This is a genomic window from Streptomyces sp. NPDC051822 (assembly GCF_044452745.1).
Taxonomy (GTDB): domain Bacteria; phylum Actinomycetota; class Actinomycetes; order Streptomycetales; family Streptomycetaceae; genus Streptomyces.
This window is the reverse complement of sequence record NZ_JBITBZ010000014.1, coordinates 17336-36399: the sequence shown is the minus strand read 5'-3', so window position 1 is coordinate 36399 and position 19064 is coordinate 17336. Positions and strand designations below refer to the sequence as shown.

At 73.8% G+C, this 19064-nt stretch carries 21 protein-coding genes and 1 pseudogene; 13 read left to right on the top strand and 9 right to left on the bottom strand.

The annotated features are described in order from the left end of the window. Positions 1–19 precede the first annotated feature (19 nt). From ACIA8N_RS32450 to ACIA8N_RS32440, 3 genes are all read left to right on the top strand, one after another. Positions 20–847, top strand: a complete 828-nt coding sequence (locus ACIA8N_RS32450) for a DeoR/GlpR family DNA-binding transcription regulator (protein ID WP_365781116.1) — start codon at positions 20–22, stop codon at positions 845–847. Beyond that, positions 844–1311, top strand: a complete 468-nt coding sequence (locus tag ACIA8N_RS32445; protein ID WP_365781115.1) for an SRPBCC family protein — start codon at positions 844–846, stop codon at positions 1309–1311. The genes ACIA8N_RS32450 and ACIA8N_RS32445 overlap by 4 nt, the downstream gene beginning before the upstream one ends. 95 nt (positions 1312–1406) lie before the next feature. Further along, a complete protein-coding gene (locus ACIA8N_RS32440; RefSeq protein ID WP_365781114.1) occupies positions 1407–1907 on the top strand; it encodes an SRPBCC family protein in 501 nt (166 codons plus the stop codon). Here the strand turns inward: ACIA8N_RS32440 and ACIA8N_RS32435 are convergent. Next, entirely contained in the window at positions 1867–3009 is a 1143-nt protein-coding gene (locus ACIA8N_RS32435; protein ID WP_365781112.1) for a PLP-dependent cysteine synthase family protein, read from the bottom strand. The genes ACIA8N_RS32440 and ACIA8N_RS32435 overlap by 41 nt on opposite strands. 175 nt (positions 3010–3184) lie before the next feature. Between ACIA8N_RS32435 and ACIA8N_RS32430 the strand changes: the two genes are divergently transcribed. Continuing rightward, positions 3185–3526 carry a hypothetical protein gene (locus tag ACIA8N_RS32430; RefSeq protein WP_365781111.1) on the top strand — a complete coding sequence of 114 codons (342 nt, stop codon included), beginning with the start codon at positions 3185–3187 and terminating at the stop codon, positions 3524–3526. 194 nt (positions 3527–3720) lie between these two features. Beyond that, positions 3721–4404, top strand: a complete 684-nt coding sequence (locus ACIA8N_RS32425; RefSeq protein ID WP_365781110.1) for an ATP-binding protein — start codon at positions 3721–3723, stop codon at positions 4402–4404. Between the two features lie 67 nt (positions 4405–4471). Here the strand turns inward: ACIA8N_RS32425 and ACIA8N_RS32420 are convergent, their stop codons facing one another. Beyond that, on the bottom strand, positions 4472–4777 hold the full coding sequence (locus ACIA8N_RS32420) for an SHOCT domain-containing protein (RefSeq protein ID WP_365781109.1): 306 nt from the start codon (positions 4775–4777) through the stop codon (positions 4472–4474). Between the two features lie 117 nt (positions 4778–4894). Here ACIA8N_RS32420 and ACIA8N_RS32415 point away from each other — a divergent pair, with 117 nt between their 5' ends. Beyond that, the gene (locus ACIA8N_RS32415) at positions 4895–5482 is read left to right on the top strand and encodes a TetR/AcrR family transcriptional regulator (protein WP_365781215.1); all 588 of its coding nucleotides are present in this window, start codon (positions 4895–4897) and stop codon (positions 5480–5482) included. A 16-nt stretch (positions 5483–5498) separates the two neighbouring features. Continuing rightward, entirely contained in the window at positions 5499–6083 is a 585-nt protein-coding gene (locus ACIA8N_RS32410) for a DUF4865 family protein (RefSeq protein ID WP_365781108.1), read from the top strand. Positions 6084–6132: 49 nt separating this feature from the next. On the opposite strand, the gene ACIA8N_RS32405 is transcribed toward ACIA8N_RS32410, so the two are convergent. Then, entirely contained in the window at positions 6133–6903 is a 771-nt protein-coding gene (locus ACIA8N_RS32405) for a class I SAM-dependent methyltransferase (protein WP_365781107.1), read from the bottom strand. A 160-nt stretch (positions 6904–7063) separates the two neighbouring features. Between ACIA8N_RS32405 and ACIA8N_RS32400 the strand changes: the two genes are divergently transcribed. Further along, positions 7064–7531 (top strand): SRPBCC domain-containing protein, encoded by a 468-nt coding sequence (locus ACIA8N_RS32400; protein ID WP_365781106.1) that lies wholly within the window; start codon positions 7064–7066, stop codon positions 7529–7531. A 39-nt stretch (positions 7532–7570) separates the two neighbouring features. Here ACIA8N_RS32400 and ACIA8N_RS32395 read toward each other — a convergent pair whose 3' ends face one another. Beyond that, the gene (locus ACIA8N_RS32395) at positions 7571–8797 is read right to left on the bottom strand and encodes an ROK family protein (protein ID WP_030546275.1); all 1227 of its coding nucleotides are present in this window, start codon (positions 8795–8797) and stop codon (positions 7571–7573) included. 395 nt (positions 8798–9192) lie between these two features. Between ACIA8N_RS32395 and ACIA8N_RS32390 the strand changes: the two genes are divergently transcribed. Together ACIA8N_RS32390 and ACIA8N_RS32385 are read left to right on the top strand one after the other, a co-directional pair. Next, positions 9193–10407, top strand: a complete 1215-nt coding sequence (locus ACIA8N_RS32390) for an MFS transporter (RefSeq protein WP_365781104.1) — start codon at positions 9193–9195, stop codon at positions 10405–10407. 83 nt (positions 10408–10490) lie between these two features. Then, on the top strand, positions 10491–11237 hold the full coding sequence (locus ACIA8N_RS32385) for a maleylpyruvate isomerase family mycothiol-dependent enzyme (protein WP_365781214.1): 747 nt from the start codon (positions 10491–10493) through the stop codon (positions 11235–11237). Positions 11238–11328: 91 nt separating this feature from the next. Here ACIA8N_RS32385 and ACIA8N_RS32380 read toward each other — a convergent pair. Together ACIA8N_RS32380 and ACIA8N_RS32375 are read right to left on the bottom strand one after the other, a co-directional pair. After that, a pseudogene (locus ACIA8N_RS32380) lies at positions 11329–11949 on the bottom strand (sensor histidine kinase); the annotation flags it as partial. Positions 11950–12154: 205 nt separating this feature from the next. Then, entirely contained in the window at positions 12155–12850 is a 696-nt protein-coding gene (locus ACIA8N_RS32375; RefSeq protein WP_365781103.1) for a TetR/AcrR family transcriptional regulator, read from the bottom strand. A gap of 126 nt (positions 12851–12976) precedes the next feature. Between ACIA8N_RS32375 and ACIA8N_RS32370 the strand changes: the two genes are divergently transcribed. After that, on the top strand, positions 12977–13483 hold the full coding sequence (locus ACIA8N_RS32370; RefSeq protein WP_365781102.1) for a nitroreductase family deazaflavin-dependent oxidoreductase: 507 nt from the start codon (positions 12977–12979) through the stop codon (positions 13481–13483). A gap of 55 nt (positions 13484–13538) precedes the next feature. On the opposite strand, the gene ACIA8N_RS32365 is transcribed toward ACIA8N_RS32370, so the two are convergent. Beyond that, positions 13539–15062, bottom strand: a complete 1524-nt coding sequence (locus tag ACIA8N_RS32365) for a geranylgeranyl reductase family protein (protein ID WP_399416853.1) — start codon at positions 15060–15062, stop codon at positions 13539–13541. A gap of 163 nt (positions 15063–15225) precedes the next feature. On the opposite strand from ACIA8N_RS32365, the gene ACIA8N_RS32360 reads away from it, so the two are divergent. Next, on the top strand, positions 15226–16590 hold the full coding sequence (locus tag ACIA8N_RS32360) for a dipeptidase (protein WP_365781101.1): 1365 nt from the start codon (positions 15226–15228) through the stop codon (positions 16588–16590). A gap of 26 nt (positions 16591–16616) precedes the next feature. Here ACIA8N_RS32360 and ACIA8N_RS32355 read toward each other — a convergent pair whose 3' ends face one another. Continuing rightward, the gene (locus tag ACIA8N_RS32355; protein ID WP_365781100.1) at positions 16617–17651 is read right to left on the bottom strand and encodes an NUDIX domain-containing protein; all 1035 of its coding nucleotides are present in this window, start codon (positions 17649–17651) and stop codon (positions 16617–16619) included. Between the two features lie 136 nt (positions 17652–17787). Between ACIA8N_RS32355 and ACIA8N_RS32350 the strand changes: the two genes are divergently transcribed. Next, the gene (locus ACIA8N_RS32350) at positions 17788–17970 is read left to right on the top strand and encodes a hypothetical protein (protein ID WP_365781099.1); all 183 of its coding nucleotides are present in this window, start codon (positions 17788–17790) and stop codon (positions 17968–17970) included. Positions 17971–18039: 69 nt separating this feature from the next. Here ACIA8N_RS32350 and ACIA8N_RS32345 read toward each other — a convergent pair whose 3' ends face one another. Next, positions 18040–19023, bottom strand: a complete 984-nt coding sequence (locus ACIA8N_RS32345; RefSeq protein WP_365781098.1) for an ROK family protein — start codon at positions 19021–19023, stop codon at positions 18040–18042. Between the last annotated feature and the right edge of the window lie 41 nt (positions 19024–19064).

Here is a 19064-nt window from a genome sequence, read left to right as displayed (position 1 = left end):
GGAAGGACCGGCCCCGGCGGTGACTGACAACCAGAACCTCCTCGCGGAGCAGCGGCGTGCCCTGATCCTCGACGAGGTCCGGCGGCGCGGCGGTGTCCGGGTCAACGAGCTGACCCGGCGTCTCAGCGTCTCGGACATGACGATCCGTCGCGACCTGGACGCGCTGGCCCGCCAGGGCATGCTGGCGAAGGTGCACGGCGGAGCCGTTCCGGTGGTCGAGGCGAGCACCCACGAGCCGGGTTTCGCCGCCAAGTCGGTGCTGGAACCGGGCGCCAAGGACGACATCGCCCGGTCGGCGGCGGCCCTGGTGCCGCCGGGCGCGGCGATCGCGCTGTCCGGGGGTACGACCACCTTCGCGCTGGCCCGGCATCTGCTCGACGTGCCGGACCTGACGGTGGTGACGAACTCGGTGCGGGTCGCCGACGTGTTCCACGAGGACCGGCTCGCGGGTGGCGGGGGCGAGCCGCGGCGCGGGGCGGCGACGGTCGTCCTGACGGGCGGGATGCGCACCCCGTCCGACGCGCTGGTGGGGCCGGTGGCGGACCGGGCGGTCCGCTCGCTCCACTTCGACCTGCTGTTCCTCGGGGTGCACGGCATCTCGGTGGAGGCGGGCCTCTCGACGCCGAACCTCGCTGAGGCGGAGACGAACGGCTGCCTGATGCGTTCGGCGCGCCGGGTCGTGGTCGTCGCCGACCACACCAAGTGGGGCACGGTGGGCCTGAGTTCGTTCGCCGATCTGGACGAGGTGGACACCTGGGTGACGGACCGGGGCCTGCCCGAGGGCGTACGCACCGAGGTCCTCGAACATCTGCCGGGGCTCGTCGTGGCGGGCGAGGAACAGGCGTGAGCCTCATCCGCGTCGAGCGGCGGGTGCCGCTGGCGCCCGAGGAGGTGTGGCGGCGGCTGACGGACTGGCCGGCGCACGGCCGCCAGGTGCCGCTGACCCGGACGCGGGTGCTGACGCCCGGGCCGAACGGGACCGGGACCCGGTTCACGGCCCGTACGGGCGTCGGCCGGCTGTCCTTCGACGACCCGATGGAGGTCGTGCGCTGGGAACCTCCGGCGGGCGGCCGGACGGGAACGTGCCGCCTGGAGAAGTCGGGCCGGGTGGTGCGGGGCTGGGCCCTGGTCGAGGTGACGGAGACGCCGGGCGGCGGCTCGCGGGTGGTGTGGACGGAGGAGCTGACGGTACGGGGGGTGCCGGGGGCCTTCGATCCCGTACTGGCGCGGGCGGGGCGGCTGTTGTTCGGGCGTGCGGTGGACGGGCTGCTGCGGGATCCCCGGGGCGGGCGCGGCCGTTCCGTCGGATAGGGCCCGGCCGACCCGACTCCGACCCCGACCCCTGTGCCGTTGACATTCCGTCAGCTAGGGTGCTCTTTCGCTTCCGTCCAGGGGAGGTACGGTCCATGGCACGCCGACTGAGGCCGGTGGAGCTCGACTTCACCGCATCCGCGCCCGTCCGACTGGTCTTCACCGCCACCCTCGCGGCGCCGCCCGCGGCCGTCTACCGGTCACTCGCCGTGGAGGTGGGAAGCCTGCCCGCCTGGTTCACCTCGGTGGCCTCCGCCGTCCCGAACGGTGACGGGGCGGGCCGGACCGTCCGCCTGCGGGGCGGGATCCTCTTCGAGGAGACGGTCCTCGCCTCCGAGCCCGACGTCCGGTACGCCTACCGGGTGGACGCCACGAACGCCCCCGGCGTCACGGCCCTCGCGGAGGAGTGGTCCCTCTCCCCCACCGGGAAGGGCACCCGGCTGCGGTGGACCATGGCGGCCGACGGCGCGGCCCCGTTCCGGGTCGGGCTTCGCCTCGTGGGCCCGGGCGTGGGGATGTCGTTCCGGGACGCCGCGCGCCGGCTCGACCGGCGGCTCACTCCGGCCAGGCCCCGGACGCCAGGAACCGTTCGATAGCGGCGCTGTAGGGGGCGATGTCGAGCCCCTGGGCGGCCAGCCAGTCGTCGGAGTAGTACTTGTCGAGGTACCGCTCGCCCGGGTCGCAGATCAGGGTGACGATGCTGCCGGTCCGCTCGTGGGCGACCATCTCCGCCACGATCTTGAAGGCGCTCCACAGGCCGGTGCCGGTGGAGCCGCCCGCCTTGCGGCCGATCGCGGTCTCCAGGGCGCGGACGGCGGCGATGCTCGCCGCGTCGGGAACCTTCATCATGCGGTCGACGGCGCCGGGCACGAAGCTCGGCTCCATCCGGGGGCGGCCGATGCCCTCGATGCGCGAACCGCAGTCCGCGGTGGCGTTCGGGTCGTCGTGCGTCCAGCCGTCGAAGAAACAGGAGTTCTCCGGGTCGGCGACACAGATGCGGGTGTCGTGCTGCATGTAGTGCACGTAGCGGGCGATGGTCGCCGACGTGCCGCCGGTGCCGGCGGTGGCGACGATCCAGGTGGGCTCCGGATAGCGCTCCAGCCTCAGCTGCTGGTACATCGATTCGGCGATGTTGTTGTTGCCGCGCCAGTCGGTGGCCCGCTCCGCGTACGTGAACTGGTCCATGTAGTGGCCGCCGGTGCGCTCGGCGAGGGCCGCGGCCTCCTCGTACATCGTGCGCGAGTCCTCGACGAAGTGGCACTGCCCGCCGTGGAACTCGATGAGCCGGCACTTCTCGGGGCTGGTCGTCCGGGGCATGACGGCGATGAACGGCACGCCGATGAGCTTGGCGAAGTAGGCCTCGGAGACGGCGGTCGAGCCGCTGGAGGCCTCGATGACGGGCTTCCCCGGCCGCACCCAGCCGTTGCACAGCGCGTACAGGAAGAGGGAGCGGGCCAGGCGGTGCTTGAGGCTGCCGGTGGGGTGGGTGGACTCGTCCTTGAGGTAGAGGTCGATGCCCCACTTCTCGGGGAGCGGGAAGCGCAGCAGGTGCGTGTCGGCCGAGCGGTTGGCGTCGGCCTGGACCTTGCGGACGGCCTCCTTGAGCCACGACCGGTACGCGGGATCGCTGCGGTCGACGTCGACGGTCACCGCCGCGACGGCCGCCCCGTTCGCCACGCTGTTCTCCGTGGTGCTCATACGCGCCTCTCCTCGGTCGCTTCCACTCACTCCCCCGCCGCCGACAATACCCCTCTCACCTGGGCAAACGTTTCCTTTGACTCTCCATAGGGATGACTTGAGGGTGGGCCACTGGTGCGGGCGGGAGCGGCCCGGCACACTGGGAACGACAACCGGGTGAAAGGGGCGGATCGGCATGTCAGAACCCGAGTTCAGCGCCAGGGGCGTACGCATCGACCGCTGGCCGCGTTCGCTGACGCGCGCGGGCGAGGTGCGCATCGAGGACGGGCGGCTCGCCCTCCTCACGAGTTACGGCAGCGAGATCGACAGCGCGCCCGTGGAGAAGGTCCGGGCGGGGCGGCCGTGGTTCGCGAAGTCCGACGAGACGGTCGCGACGGTGAACGGCACCCGCTACCGGCTCACCCTGCACCGTGACGAGCACACCGGTGGCTCCGGCGGCGGCGCGGCCGGCGGCGGCGAGGCGGAGGAGTCCGGCCGCTTCCTCGCGGCACTGAAGCGGGCCGCCAAGCGGCGCTGAGAGCGTCTGACGGGCGGCGTCGGCACACGCCGTCGTCGCCGTGAGTTGCGGGTCGGTCACCACTGGTTCACGCTGGAATCACCTCACCGAGGGTTTACCGGTGGTGACGTCCCGTTTCATGTCGCCACCCTGCTGTACCGCATGTGAGATCCGAATCTTCGTCTTCTTCCGGACTACTTCGGGGAGTCGCAGCCGTGATCAGCGAGCCGAGCAGGTACTACGCGGTGGAGCTTCATGCCCTGCCGTCGCGGATCGGACAGGTCCGCAGGATTGTCTCCGCGCATCTCCGTCATTGGCACGTCGACGCTCTGATCGACCATGCCGTGCTCGGAGTCACCGAGCTACTCACCAACGTCCACCGGCACGCGCAGCCGGACAAGCGGTGCACCGTCGAGATCGAGCTGCTGCTCGACCGTCTCACGGTCTCCGTCCGGGACCACGACCCCCGCATACCGGAGGCCGGCCGCCCGGACCCGGAGGACGTGCGCGAGGGTCTCGATCCACTCGACGCGCTGGCCACCTCCGGGCGCGGCCTCGCCATCGTCGGCGCCGTCAGCGAGAGTTGGGGCGTCCGGCCCTGCGGGGCCGACGGGAAGGTGGTGTGGTTCACCCTCTCGGCGCCGCCTTCGGCCGTGCCGGTCATGACCCGCGGGCAGGCGGTGCACGGCTCCACGACCGAGGGCCCGTTCCTCGGGCACGGACGCTTCTCGGGCGTTCCGCTCAGCATCCCGGCCGACCCCGTCCTCACCCCGGAGCCGGTCCTGGCGCCCGACCCGGTCCTGGCTCCCGTGACCGCCGCGAAGGCCGTCGCCCCGGCCCGCCGGGTCCCGGCGGGCCGGGGCCCGGCGGACGCGCTCCTGGCGGGCCGCACGGGCTGACGGCCGCCCCGCCGTCACGGCGGGGCGGGGGCCGGGGGGTCGGGGGCGGCCGGCGGGGGGTCGGGGGTCACACCCGGCGGCCCTTGGCCTGCGCGGCGCGGCCGAACTGCTCCTCGAGCACCGTGAGCCGGCGCCAGTACTCCTCCTCGTCGATCTCGCCCGCGGCGAAGCGGTGCCCGAGCAGGGCGATCGGCGAGTTCTCGTCGGGACCGCCGTCGAAGCCCGTACGACCGGCACGGCCCGGGACGAAGCCGCCTCCGCGGCGCCATCCGGCCCGGCGGACGACGGTGACGATCCCGACGGCGACGGCCGCCCAGACGAGGGGGAAGAGAAGGACCCACGGGCCGGGGCCCGCGTGGGCGAGGGTGTTCATGACGGTGCGGCTTCTCGTGTACGACACGGGGAGTACGGAGGGCGTCGGCGTCGGTGGAGGCGTTCTCCTCCGAGCCTTCCTTCTGTACCTACTGGTATGTACAGTGCGGTCATGAGCATGAGCACCTCCGAGCGGCTGATCGAGGCGACCCGCGAGCTGCTGTGGGAGCGGGGCTACGTCGGCACCAGCCCCAAGGCCGTCCAGCAGGCGGCGGGAGCGGGCCAGGGCAGCATGTACCACCACTTCGCCGGCAAGCAGGAACTGGCGCTCGCGGCGATCCGCCGTACCGCCGAGGAGCTGGGGGCGGCGGCCGAAACCGTCCTGGGCGGCGAGGGTTCGGCGTACGCCCGGATCGAGGCCTATCTCCTGCGCGAGCGGGACGTCCTGCGGGGCTGCCCGGTGGGACGCCTGACGATGGACCCCGAGGTCGTCGCCGATCCCGCGCTTCGCGCCCCCGTCGACGCGGCTCTCGGCCGGCTGCGCGCCCGGCTGGCCGATGTCGTCCAGGAGGGCCTGGACGGAGGGGAGTTCAGCGGCTCGCTCGATCCGGAGGAGATCGCGGCGGCCGTGGTGGCCACGGTGCAGGGCGGATACGTGCTGGCCCGCGCGACCGGCTCACGGGCGCCGTTCGACAGCGCCGTACGCGGTCTTCTCGCCCTGCTCGGCCCGCGCGCCGCCGCTGCCACCGCAGCGGCAGCCGTCTAGTAACGGAGCATCACGCGTGCACGCGATGCAGTACGAGATCACCCTCCCGGCCGACTACGACATGGGGATCATCCGCGAGCGGGTCGCGACGAAGGGCCATCTGCTCGACTCCTTCCCGGGGCTCGGCCTGAAGGCCTATCTGGTCCGGGAGCGAGAGGCCGGTTCACCGGTGAACCAGTACGCGCCGTTCTATCTGTGGGGCACTCCGGAGGGCATGAACTCCTTCCTCTGGGGCCCCGGCTTCCAGGGCATCGTGCGCGACTTCGGCCGCCCCGCGGTGCAGCACTGGACGGGCCTGTCCTACGCGGAGGGGCCCGCGGCCACGTCGGCGCCGGAAACCGCGACGCGCCACAGGACCCCGCTCGGAGAGGGAGCGGCGCCGGGCGAGGCCGTGGCGGACGCGGTGGTCCGGCACGCGCGGGCGGCCCGGCGGGACGGGGTGGTCGCCTCCGCCCTCGCGGTGGATCCGCGCCACTGGGAACTGCTCGCCTTCACCCTGTGGGCGGACCCGGAAGCGCCCGCCGACGAGGGCGAGCGCTTCCGGGTTCTGCACCTCTCGGCGCCGGGGCGGGCGGGGCTCGGCGCAGGGCGGCAGTGGTGAGCGGTACCGCGTGGATCCGGGATACCGGATCCCGATATCGGATCCCGTATCAGGCCACGGCGACGAGCGTGAGGTAGGCGATGCCGAGGACCCTGCGGTAGCCGTTCAGCCAGGTCGCACGCTGCCGGTCGACCCGCTCGCGGGTCTTGGCGGCCAGCGGGTGGTCGGGGTGGGCGGCCAGCCAGACCTCGGTGTCGTACCGGTACCCCGACTCGAACTCCTCCCACTCGTCCGCACTCGCCGTCTCGATCCACGCGGGCCTGAACCCCGCCTCGATCGCCAGGTCGACGAGGTCGCCGAGGGGGAAGTGGTCGCCGGTCGCCGCGCCCGGCCACATGCCCGCCAGTTCCTCGTCCGTGGGAGTGTGCTCCCAGAAGCCCTCCCCGAGGACGACCCTTCCCCCCGGCCGGAGCAGTCGGCGCAGTTCACGCAGGGCGGCCGCGGGGTCGTGCGGCTGCTCCGGGTCGCAGAGCGCCTGGCTCGACCCCAGGCAGAGGATCGCGTCGACCGGACCGCGATCGGTGCCGAGCGCCGACTCCTCGACGAACTCGACGCGGCCCGCGAGACCGCGGGCCTCGGCGAGGGCCCGGCCACGGGCGAGGTCCTCCGCGTTGATGTCGATACCGACACCCTTGGCCGCCGGGGCGGCCTCCAGGACGCGCAGGAGCAACTCCCCCCAGCCGCAGCCGATGTCGAGCACGTCGGCGGGCTCGGTGGCCGCGAGCCGTTCGATCAGGCGGGTGGCACGGGCCTCGGACAGAGGGCCGTGGAAGGTGAGGCCGCCGAGCCGCGGAGGAAGGTCGGAATCAGAAGTGATCATGAGGCGGAACAGTACGTCTTCCGTCGTCCGGCGCGCAGTGATTTAGGCCCACGGAAACGGCCCTCGGACCGGAGGCCTACGACGCCGGGGAGCGGTTCCTCGCCGTACGACCTAAGGGGTGTCCGACCCTGATCCGCCGGACAGGCCCTAGCCTGGTGCGGTGTACACCACGCGCGCGTCCCGCCACGTCTACGCCCCGCCCTCGGCCGTCTACCAGGCCCTCGTGGACCCGGCGGACATCCCGCGCTGGCGGGTGCCGCACGGGATGACCTGCGAGGTGCACGACTTCGACGCGCGCGAAGGCGGCGCCTTCCGGGTCTCCCTGCACTACGAGACGGCGGACGGCACCGGGAAGTCGGGGGCCAGGACGGACACGTACCACGGGCGCTTCGTGGAGCTGCTCGCGGACGAACGTGTCGTCGAGGTCATCGAGTTCGAGACCTCGGACCCGCTGCTGCGGGGCGCCATGACCCTCACCACGACACTGGTCGCGATGGACGGCGGCACGGACGTGCTCGTCGTCCACGAGAGGGTCCCCGACGCCGTGCCCGCCGCCGACAACGAGGCGGGCACGCGCATCGCCCTGGAGCGGCTCGCCTCGCTGGTCGAGAGGCGTTCCGCGGGATAGGTCGGCGGGGTAGAGGCGGCTGGGTAGGGCGGCGCACTTTCAGGCCGCGTCGCGGCTCAGTGCCGCCAGCGGGTCGTCCAGTACCGGCTGCCAGGCGAGTTCGGCCGCGCCCACGAGGCTGTTGTGGTCCAGGGTGCACGGGAGGATCGGGACCCCGCCGCTGCGGCCCCACAGGCTCCGGTCGGCCACGACCGCGCGAAGGCGCTCGGGGTCGGCGTCCAGGAGTTCCCGGTGAAGGCCGCCGAGAATGATCCTGTCCGGGTTCAGGATGTTCACCAGACCGGCCAGGCCGAGGCCCAGACGGTCGATCAGCTCCCCGACGGCGACGCGGACACCCGGGTCGTCGGGGCTCGTGCGCAGCAGGTCGCGGGACTGCTGGAGCAGCGACACCTCGGGGCCGGGGGTACGGCCCGCGACCGTGAGGAAGGCGAGCGGGTCCGTCTCGACGTCGAGGCAGCCCCGGCCGCCGCAGTGGCAGGGGCGGCCCTCCGGGTTCACGGTGAGGTGGCCGACCTCCAGGGCCAGGCCCGCGCTGCCCGTGTGGAGGCGCCCGTCGAGGACGAGCGCGCCGCCGACGCCGCGGTGGCCGGTGGCCACGCACAGCAGGTCCCTGGCCCCGCGGCCCGCGCCGTGGCGGTGCTCGGCGAGGGCGGCGAGGTTCACGTCGTTGCCGGTGAAGGCGGGGCCCTCGATGCCCGCGGCCCGTACCCGTTCCGCGAAGATCTCCCGGACCGGCGCCCCGGCGGGCCAGGCGAGGTGCAGCGGGTTGAGCGCCGTGCCCTCCGGCTCCGCCACGGCGGAGGGGGCCGCGAGTCCGGCGCCGACGCAGCGGCGGCCGCTCTCCCTGAGCAGGGCGGCTCCGGCGTCGACGACGGCCCCGAGGACCTGGGCGGGGTCGGCGGAGACCGTGACGCAGCCGGGGGCCGTGGCGACGATGGTGCCGCCGAGTCCTACCAGGGCCGCGCGGAAGCCGTCGGCGTGGACCTGGGCGGCCAGGGCGACGGGGCCCTTCTCGTCGACGGCCAGGCGGTGCGAGGGACGGCCCTGGGAGCCCGCGGCGGCGCCGGGGTTCGAGTCGACCCGGATCAGGCCGAGGGCCTCCAGTTCGGCGGCCACCGCGCCGGCGGTCGCCCGGGTCACGCCGAGTTCGGCGGTGAGGACGGCCCGGGTCGGAGCCCTGCCGGTGTGCACCAGCTCCAGTGCGGGGCCCAGCGCGTTGCGCCCCCTGTCCAGCCGTGTCCGGGTCGTCGTCGCCTTGCCGTTCATGGTGGCGAGTCTCCCATGATCGGGCGGGTGGGTCGGTCTCCGGGCCTGGGCCTGGGTTGGGGCCTGGGCTGGGCCTGGGCCTGGGCTGGGCCTGGGCTGGGCCTGGGCTGGGCCTGGGCTGGGCCTGGCCGCCCTCGGCCGGTGGGCGTCCTCGGGCGGGTGGGCATTCCACGGCTCGTGGCTCAGCCGTGGGGGCCGCTCCGGGACCGCGTTCGGGACTGCATGATTTACGGCGCGTCCTGGGCCCTTCAGTCGTTGCCGCCCTTCCCACGCGCCACAAATCACGCTTTACGTCCCGAACACGGTCCCTGCGCGTCCCCCACTCCCGTGGATGGGTCCGTGCGGCTCCTCGTTGCTCGCTTGATTGCCTCGCCCTCGCGCCCTATCCTGAGTTTGTGCCGCTACTAAACAAAGTACGGACGGCCGCATCGGGGGGCTACGGCGGAGACACCGCCACCCACTCCCTGACCCGCCTCCGCTCAGCCCTGACCCTCTTCTTCGCCCTCGACGGCTTCCTGTTCGCCGGCTGGGTCGTCCGGATCCCCGCCGTCAAGCAGCAGACCGGCGCCTCCGCCGGCGACCTCGGCCTCGCCCTCCTCGGGGTCTCCGCCGGCGCCGTGATCACCATGACGCTCACCGGACGGCTCTGCCGGCGGTACGGTTCCCACGCCGTCACCGTGGTCACCGCCGCCCTGCTGTCCTTGTCGGTCGCCCTGCCGGCCCTCACCCGGTCCCCGCTCGCCCTCGGCCTCGTCCTGCTCGTCTTCGGTGCCGCGTACGGCGGGATCAACGTCGCCATGAACAGCGCCGCCGTGGATCTCGTGACCGCGCTCCGGCGGCCCGTGATGCCCAGCTTCCACGCGGCCTTCAGCCTCGGCGGCATGATCGGCGCCGGCCTCGGCGGGCTGCTCGCCGGAAGCCTCTCCCCCGCCTCTCACCTCCTCGGCCTCACCGCTGTCGGGCTCGTCGTGACGGCCGCCGCCGGGCCCGTACTCCTGCGCCACCCCTCCCCCGCCCCGCCGCCCGAGACCCTGCCGCCCGCCCGTGGCGGCGGCGCGTCACGCCGTACCGTGCTCGTCTTCGGTGTGATCGCCCTCTGCACGGCGTACGGCGAGGGGGCGCTCGCCGACTGGGGCGCCCTCCACCTGACGCAGGACCTCGGCGCGCACCCGGGGGTGGCCGCCGCCGGGTACTCGGTCTTCGCCCTGACCATGACGCTCGGACGGCTGTCCGGCACCGCCCTGCTCGAACGCCTCGGCCAGACCCGCACCCTGGTCCTGGGCGGCGCCACGGCCGCCGCCGGGATGCTGCTCGGCGCGCTCGCCCCGAGCGTCTGGGGCGCACTGCTCGGCTTCGGGGTGACCGGCCTCGGTCTCGCCAACATCTTCCCCGTCGCCGTGGCCCGCGCCGGGGCCATCGCGGGGCCCGGCGGCGTGGCCACGGCGTCCACGCTCGGTTACGGGGGAATGCTCCTCGGTCCGCCGTGCATCGGGTTCCTCGCCGACTGGTTCTCCCTGCCGATCGCGCTCACCACCGTCGCCATGCTCGCCGCCGGTGCGGCGGCCATGGGCTACTGGGCACGGAACGCCGGTGCGAAGCAAGTGAGTTGAGGCGCCGGCGTGCCTGGTCAGCTCCGTCGTCGCGTGCCTCAGCTGCGAGAATGCGGGGCATGGACCGAACCGGTGGGGGAACGATGAAGATCACGGAGCACATCGAGGCGCTGGAAGCGGCCGGCCGGGCGCTGGGCGACACGGCGGCCGAGGCCGGGCCGGACGCGGAGGTGGCCACCTGTCCCGGGTGGCGGGTACGGGATCTGCTTCGGCACACGACGATGGTCCACCGCTGGGCGACGGCGTTCGTGGCCGAGGGGCACACCACGTACCAGCCGGACGGTGGTGAACCGGCGCTCGACGGCGAGGAACTGCTCGCGCACTACCGCGAGGGGCACGCCCGGCTCGTCGCCGCCCTGCGCGCGGCGCCCGAGGACCTGGAGTGCTGGACCTTCCTCCCGGCGCCCTCACCCCTCGCCTTCTGGGCGCGGCGGCAGGCGCACGAGACGGCCGTTCACCGCGCGGACGCCGAGTCCGCGCTCACGGGGCCCGGTCCCGTCGACTCCGCCTTCGCCGCCGACGGCATCGACGAACTGCTGCGCGGAATGCACGGCCGGGACCGCAGCCGGGTGCGGACCCCGGAGCCCCGCGTCCTGCGGGTCCGCGCGACGGACACCGGTGACGTCTGGACCGTACTCCTGTCGTCCGAGCCGCCCCGGACGGAACGGGACGGCCGGGAGACGGCCGTCGCGGACACGGAACTCTCCGGGCCCGCCGACCGGTTGTACCTGTATCTGTGGAACCGGCTGCCCGCCGGTGCCGTGACCCTCACCGGCGACGAGGACCTCGCCCGGCTGTGGCGGGAGACGTCGGGCATCACCTGGTCGTGACGGGCCGCCCGCTCACCCCAGCCAGTCGGACCTCACGAGGCCCGACTCATAGGCCATGACGACGAGTTGGGCGCGGTCACGCGCGCCCGGCTTGACCATGGCCCGGCTGAGAGTGGCGCACCACGTTGGTGAGCGCCTCCTGCACGACGCGGAAGGCGGCCAGGTCCGCGCCGGGCGGCAGGCCGGTCCGCGGACCGGTCGTCGCGGCGGTGACGGTCAGGCCCGCGGCGGCGGCCTGTTGGACGAGTTCGGGGAGCCGGGCGAGACCGGGGGCGGGCGCGCGGGGCGCGTCGCCGGGGGTACGGAGGGTGTCGAGGACCTGGCGCACCTCGCCGAGGGCCTCCTTGCTGGCCGCCTTGATGGTGGTCAGCGCGGTACGGGCCTGCTTGGGGTCGGCGGGGTAACCGGCCGCGAGGTAGCCGAGGGTGACGGCCGCGACGCCGAACACCACCGGTGCCGGCCACCGGTGCCGGAACAGCAGGGGGACCGCTCCGAGGAGCAGCAGGGACCGGGCGAGCGCGTCGAGCGCCTCACGGCCGGGCTGGTTCCGCGCGGCGATCCCGCTCCCGGCCATGACGATCACGGCGATCAGCACCGTGGACAGCCAGGGCAGGCCGTGGCCGCCGTCCGGCTCTTCCCCGTGGTTCTTTCGGTCCCAGAAGTCCCAGGGGTCCCGGTGGCCCCTCTTGCCCCGCGGACCGCGGCGCGGCATGGCGGCGTCCCGCCCGGGCCGCTCCCCCGCGCCGTGGACCGGCCTTCCGCCGCCGCCGTCGTCTCCGCTCACTCGCCCGCCCGCCGGCTTCTGGTCCATGCCGGTCACGCTAACCGCAGCACACCCGCGGGCGTCAGCCCTGTGAGGTGGTCACCGGTACTCCCGCCGGAGTAGGCGGGGTGGAGGTGGCGGCGGGGTTGATCGCTCAGCCGCGTGGCAGCAGGCCCACGTCCTGGCCCAGGCGGCGGGCTGCCGCCGCGAAGAAGGTGTCGCGGTCCTCGACGACGCGGTGGAACTGACCGAAGACCTCGAAGGAGACGAGGCCGAACAGCTGCGACCAGGCGGCGACGAGGGCGACGGCGAGAGCCGGGGGCAGGTCCGGGGCGACGTCGGCGGCGATACGGGCGGCCTCGGGGCGCAGCGCCTCCGGGAGCGGGGGCAGTGCGATGCCCTCGCCGCCGTGGGCACGGCGGGCGGTCTCGATGAGGACGAGTCCGACGCGGGCGGCCGGGGCGACGGTGTCCTGGGGCGCGGTGTAGCCGGGCACCGGGGAGCCGTAGATCAGGGCGTACTCGTGCGGGTGCGCCAGGGCCCAGGCGCGGACCGCGCGGCAGACGGCGGTCCAGCGGTCCAGGGGACGCAGCCCCGCGCTGTCGGCGGCGGCCTGCTCCGCCTCGGCACCGAGGGCGTCGTAGGCGTCGATGATGAGGGCGGTGAGCAGGTCGTCGCGGCTCGGGAAGTAGCGGTAGAGCGCGGAGGACGCCATGCCGAGCTCGCGGGCGACGGCCCGCAGGGACAGCTTGGCGGCGCCTTCGGCGGCGAGCTGGGTGCGGGCCTCGTCCTTGATGGCGGCGGTGATCTCGATGCGGGCGCGGGCGCGGGCTCCTCGGACGGTCGTCATGGAGAGCAGTGTGCCACTTCGAGAGCGCCGATACGAAATAAGAGCACTGCTCTTGATTGTGAGCGGTGATCCGTGCACACTGATCTCAAGCGAGAGCAGTGCTCACAATTTCGCAGGAGGAACCCCATGTCCGGTCAGACCGCCGACCCGAACAGCCCCACCCCCGACTCCGCCCACGTCATGAAGCCCGGCTGGCTGACGGTGAACGTCCTCAACCGCGCCGTCGCCTGGATGACCCGGCGCGGCATCAGCGTCTGGGGGTCCCGTGTCCTGGCCGTCCGCGGCCGTAAGAGCGGCGAGTGGCGCCGTACCCCCGTCAACCTCCTCACGGTCGACGGCGTGCGCTACCTCGTGGCCCCGCGCGGCCACGTCCAGTGGACCCACAACATGCGGGCCGCCGGTGGCGGGCAGCTGATCCTCGGCAAGCACGTGCAGGACTTCACCGCCGTCGAGGTGGCGGACGAGGACAAGCCCGCCCTGCTGCGCGCCTACCTCAAGCGCTGGAAGGCCGAGGTCGGCGTCTTCTTCGGCGGCGTCGGGCCCGACTCCTCCGACGACGAGCTGCGCGCCGTCGCCCCCAAGCACCCCGTCTTCCTCGTCACGACGACGGGCTCCGCCACCCCGGCCGCGTGAACCGGCCGGAGCGGCGGAGCCCGTCCGCTGCTTCGCTCACTCTCGCCCCGAGACGTCAGGACGCGTCGGGCACCTCGGGGGCCTTCGGTGCGTCTGACGCCTTCGGTGCCTCGGCCACCGCGGAGACCTCGGCCGGTCCACCGGCGTCCCCGCCGCCGGCCTCGGCCTCGGCGGCGTCCTCGCCCCCGCCCTCCGGCGCCGACCGCTCCCGCTGGCCGATGCCGCGACCCGCGGGGCCGACGCCCGACGAGGTGTCCATGCGCCGGTCCAGGATCTCAAGGGCCCGTCGGGCCATGCCGTTCGAGCGGACCATGCCGCCCAGCGTCGCCGAGCCACGGGTGATGTCCGCGAACGCGTTCCAGGCCGGCCGGAGGCCCGTTATCGTCGCGTGCAGCAGTCCCGGGCGCCGCTCGAAGAGGGCGAGCATCCGCCGCCCGACCGCCATCTCCACGCCGAGCCCCGCCTTGATGGCGAAGGCGTAGTTCAGCGCCTGGCGCCGCGCGTCGACCGCGTCGCCCGCCTCGGCGACCCGTACCGCCCACTCCCCCGCGAGCCGGCCGGAGCGCAGCGCGTACGAGATGCCCTCGCGCGTCCACGGCTCCAGAAGCCCGGCCGCGTCACCGCAGACGAGCACCCGGCCTCGGGACAGCGGCGAGTCGTCGGTGCGGCAGCGGGTCAGGTGGCCGGAGGAGATCGTGGGCTCGAAGCCGGACAGGCCGAGCCGGGCGACGAAGTCCTCCATGTACCGCTTGGTGGCGGCGCCCTCGCCGCGCGCCGAGATGACGCCGACCGTCAGCGTGTCGCCCTTCGGGAAGACCCAGCCGTAACTGCCGGGCATCGGACCCCAGTCGATGAGGACCCGGCCCTTCCAGTCCTCGGCCACGGACGGCGGCACGGGGATCTCGGCCTCCAGGCCCAGGTCGACCTGACCGAGCTTCACCCCCACATGGGCGCCTATCCGGCTGGCACTGCCGTCGGCGCCGACGACCGAGCGGGCGAGTACGGTCTCGCCGTCGGCGAGGACCACGGCGACGGTCCGCCGGTCCGGTACCGCCGGGCCGTGCTGCTCCACCCGGGACACCGTGGCGCCGGTCCGCAGCTCGGCGCCCGCCTTCTGCGCGTGCTCGACGAGCTGCGCGTCGAACTCCGGGCGGTTGATGAGCCCGAAGAGCATCTTGCGCGAGCGGCGGGTGCGGGCGAAGCGTCCGTCAAGGGAGAAGGTGACGGCGTGCACCCGGTCCTGGAAGGGCAGTTCGAAGCCGGGCGGCAGCGAGTCGCGGGAGGGGCCGATGATGCCGCCGCCGCACGTCTTGTACCGGGGCAGCTCGGACTTCTCCAGGAGCAGCACCCGACGCCCCGCCACCGCCGCCGCGTAGGCCGCGGACGCGCCGGCCGGTCCCGCGCCGACGACCACGACGTCCCAGACGTCCGCCTCGGAACCCACGTCCGCCACCGAGGCCTTGTCCGTCACCGGCCCCTCGTCCACCGCCGAAACCTCGTCCACACCGATGCCCTCAGGAGCCGCGCCTTCGGGCGCGGTGTTCTCCGGACCGGCGTTCTCTGCGTGCTCGCTGCTCACGTGTGCTTCTGCTCCTGATCCGACCGGTGGTCTGCTCCTGACGCATCCTACGGCGCGGTAGCCCGGGCACCGCGCCGTAGGATCGGCGATGCGTTCGCCGTACCACGACATACGCCGAACGCCGTCCTTACGTCGTAACGTCGCACCCATCAGGAGCGTGCCCATGACCTCGAACCCGATCGCCGAGACCGTCCGGTCCCTGATGCCCAGGGCCAAGGCCGAGCTCACCGAGCTGGTGGCCTTCGAGTCGGTGGCGGACGAGGCCGTGGCGCCCCGCAGCGAGTGCGAGGCGGCGGCGAACTGGGTGGCGGACGCCCTGCGCGCCGAGGACTTCCAGGACGTGGCGCTGCTCGACACCCCGGACGGATCGCAGGCGGTGTACGGCATCCTGCCCGGCCCGGCCGGCGCGCCGACCGTCCTTCTCTACGCGCACTACGACGTGCAGCCGAAGCTGGACGAGTCCGCCTGGCTCAGCCCCCCGTTCGAGCTGACCGAGCGCGACGGACGCTGGTACGGGCGCGGCACGGCCGACTGCAAGGGCGGCTTCGTCCTGCACCTGCTCGCGCTGCGCGCCCTGAAGGCGAACGGCGGGGTACCCGTGACGGTCAAGATGATCGTCGAGGGTTCGGAGGAGCAGGGCACCGGTGGTCTGGAGCGGTACGCCGAGCAGCACCCCGAGCTCCTCGTCTCGGACGCGATCGTGATCGGCGACGCGGGCAACTTCCGGGTGGGTCTGCCGACGGTGACCGCGACCCTGCGCGGCATGACGATGATCCGGGTGCAGATCGACACCCTGGAGGGCAACCTGCACTCCGGTCAGTTCGGCGGCGCCGCCCCCGACGCGCTGGCCGCGCTGATCCGCGTGCTCGACTCGCTGCGCGGCCCGGACGGCTCGACCGTCATCGACGGGCTGCCGGGCGACGAGGTGTGGGAGGGCCTGCAGTACCCGGAGGAGGACTTCCGGAAGGACGCCAAGGTCCTCTCGGGCGTGTCCCTTCCGGGCGCCGGCACGGTCGCCGACCGGATCTGGGCCCGCCCGGCCGTCACGGTCATCGGCATCGACTGCCACCCGGTGGCCGGTGCGACCCCGTCGGTGCCGAAGTCGGCCCGCGCCCAGATCAGCCTGCGGGTGCCGCCGGGCCAGGACGCGGCCGAGGCGACGAAGCTGCTCTTCGCCCACATCGAGAAGCACACCCCGTGGGACGCCCGGGTGTCCCTGGAGCAGGTCGGTCAGGGCCAGCCGTTCCAGGCGGACACGTCGAGCCCGGCGTACACGTCGATGGCGGAGGCGATGAGGATCGCGTACCCCGGTCAGGAGATGCAGACGGCGGGCATGGGCGGTTCGATCCCGCTCTGCAACACGCTGGCCTCGCTGTACCCGGAGTCGGAGATCCTGCTGATCGGCCTGAGCGAGCCGGAGGCGCAGATCCACGCGCCCAACGAGTCGGTGTCGCCCGAGGAGCTGGAGCGGCTCTCGGTGGCGGAGGCGCACTTCCTCGTCAACTACGCCCGCTCGAAGCAGGCGTGACCGTGTGCTGACGCCGGAGGGGCCCGTCAGCCGACCGGGTCCCCCGCTTCCAGGTTGAGCACCGTGCCGCGTTCGCGGGCGCGCAGGGCCCAGCGGAGGCGGCGGTAGCGGATGGGCGGCAGGAGGTCGGCGGCCTCCTCCTCGGTGACGAAGCGCCAGGCGCGCAGTTCGGCGCCGGGGAGGCGGAGGCGGGCGGCGTCCGCGGCGTCGAGCCGGCCGCCGTCGAAGAGGAGGCGCAGCCCGCCGTGGCCCGGTGGCTGGGGGCGTTCCCAGTCGACGAGCAGGAGGCGGGGGACGGCGTCGAGTGCGATGCCTATCTCCTCGGCGACCTCGCGCATTCCGGCGCGGGCCGGTGGTTCGCCGGGTTCGACGACGCCGCCGGGGAACTCCCAGCCGGGCTTGTAGGTGGGGTCGACCAGGAGGAAGCGGTCCTGGTCGTCGAAGAGCAGGACGCCCGCTGCGAGGGTCTCGCCGGTCGGCTCGGGGGTCTGGACGATGCCGCAGGGGGCGGCGAGACCGTTCAGGACCGCGTCGGCGACGGAGCGGGCCGCCTCGGTCGCGGTGAGGGCCGAGGTGTCGACGGTGTAGGCGTCGGCGGCGAGCCAGTCGAGGGCCGCTCGGTAGGGCGCGAGGTGCGCGTGGCACCACTCCCGGACGCGGGCGTCGGCCTCGGGGTCGCCGTACTCCGTCCGGCCGTCGATCCGCTGCCGCAGGATCGTTTCCTCCGGGGCGAGCAGCACATGGCGTACGTCGATGCGGCGGGCGGCGAGCCCCCCGAAGATCTCGTCCCGGTACGCCTGCCGGAGCAGGGTCATGGGGACCACGAGCACACCGCCGACCTCGGCGAGCAGGGCGGCGGCGGTGTCGACGACCATGCGGCGCCAGATCGGCAGGTCCTGGTAGTCCTCGACCTCCGCGAGCCGCTTGGCCGGGAGGAGCCGGCCCATCGCCGTACCGATGAGCTCGGGGTCGTACAGCGTGCTGTGCGGGATCAGGTCGATCAGTTCGCGCGCGGTGCTGGACTTCCCCGCGCCGAAAGTACCGTTGACCCAGACGATCACGATTCCCCCTCTTCGACGGCCCCCTGTGGCTTGCCCGCAACACCCTGCCACGAAAACCACCCACGCATGTCTCGGCATATGCGTGACGCTTCCGCGCGCGGGTCGTTGATAACGGCAAGCACGAGGGGGTGCGGAGATGAGTCGTACGGTTCTCGAACGTTTTCCGGCCGGTGGCCCGCGGGGCAGCCTGCCCGCTGAGGAGTTCGCCGGCGCGCGGCGCGACGAGGGGGTGCCGGCCCGGGTCGTGATGGACCTGGAGTCCGACACCTTCCTGGTGATCGTGGAGCAACGGGTTCCCGAGCGGGTACGGAGGGAATGACGGGCCGCTGACGGGGCACGCCCCCGGCCGGGCCGTCCGGGAGACCCCGGAGTCGCCAGGGCGCTTCGTTCAGGAGGTCCTGCCCGCCCACGATCCCTCGCCGTCCGCGCTCCTAACCGCCGCCGCCGCGCCGAGGAGGCCCGCGTCGGTGCCGGTGAGGGCGGGGACGACGGTCAGGTTCCGGACGAAGGAGAGCGTGGCGTAGGAGGCGAGGCCGCGGCGGAGCGGGGCGAAGAGCACCTCGCCGGCGCCCGCCACGCCGCCGCCGACGACCGCGATGTCGATCTCGACGAGGGCCGCCGTCGCGGCGATGCCCGCGGCGAGCGCCTGTGCCGCCCGTTCGAACGCGGCGACGGCCGCCGGATCTCCGGCCCGGGCGGCGGCGGCCACGGCCGCGGCGGTGGTGTCGCCGTCGGGCCCCGGGCGCCAGCCGTTCTCCAGGGCGCGGCGGGCGAGATTCGGGCCGCTGGCGATCCGCTCGACGCAGCCACGTCCGCCGCAGGCGCAGGGCTCGCCGTCCATGTCCACCGCGATGTGGCCGATGTGACCGGCGTTGCCGGTGGGGCCGGGGTGGAGCCGGCCGCCGAGGACGAGGCCGCCGCCGACCCCGGTGGAGACCACGAGGCACAGGGCGTTGTCGTGGCCCTTGGCGGCGCCGAGCCAGTGTTCGGCGGCGGTCATGGCGACGCCGTCGCCGACCAGGGTGACCGGTCGGCCGCCCGTCGCGCGGCGGACCCGGTCCACGAGCGGGTAGTCGCGCCAGCCGGGCACGTTGACGGGGCTCACGGTGCCCCTGTGCGCGTCGACCGGGCCCGCGCTGCCGATGCCGACGGGCCCGGCGGCCTCCCACAGGGGCGAGGCCGCGAGCGTGGCGACGACGTCTTCGACCGCGCCCATCACCGTCTCGCCGTCCTCACGCGCGGGCGTGGCCCGCCGGGCGCGGAGCCGGATGCGGCCGTCGCCGTCGACCAGAGCGCCGGCGATCTTCGTGCCACCGATGTCGAGGGCGACGACGAGGTCCTCGGCGGCGCCCGTGGCGGGATCGGTCTGCATGGGTGGCGAGTCTCCAGTCGGCTGCGGGCGGAACGGGTCCG